2 rRNA genes are annotated in these 3,331 nt (G+C 51.1%); both read right to left on the bottom strand.

Going from position 1 to position 3,331, the window contains the following annotated elements:
* Positions 1-110: ribosomal RNA gene (rrf, locus tag AC3Z9T_RS21295) — 5S ribosomal RNA — on the bottom strand; the annotation flags it as partial.
* Positions 111-252: 142 nt separating this feature from the next.
* Positions 253-3,160: ribosomal RNA gene (locus AC3Z9T_RS21300) — 23S ribosomal RNA — on the bottom strand.
* Between the last annotated feature and the right edge of the window lie 171 nt (positions 3,161-3,331).

Raw genomic sequence — 3,331 nt, forward strand, 5'->3', positions numbered from 1 at the left:
CAGTTCCCTACTCTCACATGGGGAGACCCCACACTACCATCGGCGCTACGGCGTTTCACTGCTGAGTTCGGCATGGGGTCAGGTGGGACCACCGCGCTATTGCCGCCAGACAAATTCTGTTTCATCCCCGTTTGCACTTATTTCTTTTGGCAAACCAGAACATCAATCCTGAACAAGCTGTGTGTCCTTCACCTCTCGGCTTCTCACTTTCTTCAAAAACAACCCATCTCTCTAAAACACCTTCGGTGTTGTCAGGTTAAGCCTCACGGTTCATTAGTACTGGTTAGCTCAACGTATCGCTACGCTTACACACCCAGCCTATCAACGTCTTAGTCTTAAACGTTCCTTTAGGACCCTTAAAGAGTCAGGGAAGACTCATCTCAAGGCAAGTTTCCCGCTTAGATGCTTTCAGCGGTTATCTCTTCCGCACTTAGCTACCGGGCAATGCCATTGGCATGACAACCCGAACACCAGTGGTGCGTCCACTCCGGTCCTCTCGTACTAGGAGCAGCCCCTTTCAATCTTCCAACGCCCACGGCAGATAGGGACCGAACTGTCTCACGACGTTCTAAACCCAGCTCGCGTACCACTTTAAATGGCGAACAGCCATACCCTTGGGACCTACTTCAGCCCCAGGATGTGATGAGCCGACATCGAGGTGCCAAACACCGCCGTCGATATGAACTCTTGGGCGGTATCAGCCTGTTATCCCCGGAGTACCTTTTATCCGTTGAGCGATGGCCCTTCCATTCAGAACCACCGGATCACTAAGACCTACTTTCGTACCTGCTCGAGCCGTCACTCTCGCAGTCAAGCTGGCTTATGCCTTTGCACTAACCGCATGATGTCCGACCATGCTTAGCCAACCTTCGTGCTCCTCCGTTACTCTTTGGGAGGAGACCGCCCCAGTCAAACTACCCACCAGACACTGTCCGCACCCCAGATAATGGGGCTACGTTAGAACATCAAACATTAAAGGGTGGTATTTCAAGGTTGGCTCCACGCAGACTGGCGTCCACGCTTCAAAGCCTCCCACCTATCCTACACATCAAGGCTCAATGTTCAGTGTCAAGCTATAGTAAAGGTTCACGGGGTCTTTCCGTCTTGCCGCGGGTACACTGCATCTTCACAGCGAGTTCAATTTCACTGAGTCTCGGGTGGAGACAGCCTGGCCATCATTACGCCATTCGTGCAGGTCGGAACTTACCCGACAAGGAATTTCGCTACCTTAGGACCGTTATAGTTACGGCCGCCGTTTACTGGGGCTTCGATCAAGAGCTTCTCCTTACGGATAACCCCATCAATTAACCTTCCAGCACCGGGCAGGCGTCACACCGTATACGTCCACTTTCGTGTTTGCACAGTGCTGTGTTTTTAATAAACAGTTGCAGCCAGCTGGTATCTGCGACTGGCTTCAGCTCCATGGGTAAACCACTTCACCTAGCGCCAGCGTGCCTTCTCCCGAAGTTACGGCACCATTTTGCCTAGTTCCTTCACCCGAGTTCTCTCAAGCGCCTGAGTATTCTCTACCTGACCACCTGTGTCGGTTTGGGGTACGATTAATGATAATCTAGAGCTTAGAGGCTTTTCCTGGAAGCGGGGCATGAGCTACTTCATCACCGTAGTGACTCGTCATCAGACCTCAGCATTAGTGAACCGGATTTGCCTAATTCACCTGCCTACATCCTTAAACCGGGACAACCGTCGCCCGGATAGCCTAGCCTTCTCCGTCCCCCCATCGCAATTATCACCAGTACAGGAATATTAACCTGTTTCCCATCGACTACGCATTTCTGCCTCGCCTTAGGGGTCGACTCACCCTGCCCCGATTAACGTTGGACAGGAACCCTTGGTCTTCCGGCGTGCGGGTTTTTCACCCGCATTATCGTTACTTATGTCAGCATTCGCACTTCTGATACCTCCAGCATACCTCACAGTACACCTTCACAGGCTTACAGAACGCTCCCCTACCCAACAACATCTAAATGTCGCTGCCGCAGCTTCGGTGCATGGTTTAGCCCCGTTACATCTTCCGCGCAGGCCGACTCGACCAGTGAGCTATTACGCTTTCTTTAAATGATGGCTGCTTCTAAGCCAACATCCTGGCTGTCTGAGCCTTCCCACTTCGTTTCCCACTTAACCATGACTTTGGGACCTTAGCTGGCGGTCTGGGTTGTTTCCCTCTTCACGACGAACGTTAGCACCCGCCGTGTGTCTCCCGTGATAACATTCTTCGGTATTCGTAGTTTGCATCGAGTTGGTAAGTCGGGATGACCCCCTAGTCGAAACAGTGCTCTACCCCCGAAGATGAGTTCACGAGGCGCTACCTAAATAGCTTTCGGGGAGAACCAGCTATCTCCCGGTTTGATTGGCCTTTCACCCCCAGCCACAAGTCATCCGCTAATTTTTCAACATTAGTCGGTTCGGTCCTCCAGTTAGTGTTACCCAACCTTCAACCTGCCCATGGCTAGATCACCGGGTTTCGGGTCTATACCCTGCAACTCATTCGCCCAGTTAAGACTCGGTTTCCCTACGGCTCCCCTATACGGTTAACCTTGCTACAGAATATAAGTCGCTGACCCATTATACAAAAGGTACGCAGTCACCCTGATAAATCAAGGCTCCCACTGCTTGTACGTACACGGTTTCAGGTTCTATTTCACTCCCCTCGCCGGGGTTCTTTTCGCCTTTCCCTCACGGTACTGGTTCACTATCGGTCAATCAGGAGTATTTAGCCTTGGAGGATGGTCCCCCCATATTCAGACAGGATAACACGTGTCCCGCCCTACTCGTCGAGTTCACAACACCAACACCTTCGGATACGGGGCTATCACCCTTTACTGCCGGACTTTCCAGACCGTTCTCCTGATGCTGATGCTGATTAAGACTCTGGGCTGCTCCCCGTTCGCTCGCCGCTACTAGGGGAATCTCGGTTGATTTCTTTTCCTCGAGGTACTGAGATGTTTCAGTTCCCTCGGTTCGCTTCGTTTGACTATGTATTCATCAAACGATAGTGCAACGGATTGCACTGGGTTTCCCCATTCGGAAATCGTCGGTTATAACGGTTCATATCACCTTACCGACGCTTATCGCAGATTAGCACGTCCTTCATCGCCTCTGATTGCCTAGGCATCCACCGTGTACGCTTAGTCGCTTAACCTCACAACCCGAAGGTGTCTTTTCTGTCAGTCGACATGAAACCCGACGGTTTCTGTCTGTTGACAACATCTTCAAGTTGAGATTTTTGAGAGACTCTCACATTGTTTAAGCGATAAACAATGTGCGTTGTTTTCAATTTTCAGCTTGTTCCAGATTGTTAAAGAGCATAATT

This window comes from Providencia sp. 6390 (assembly GCF_058148425.1).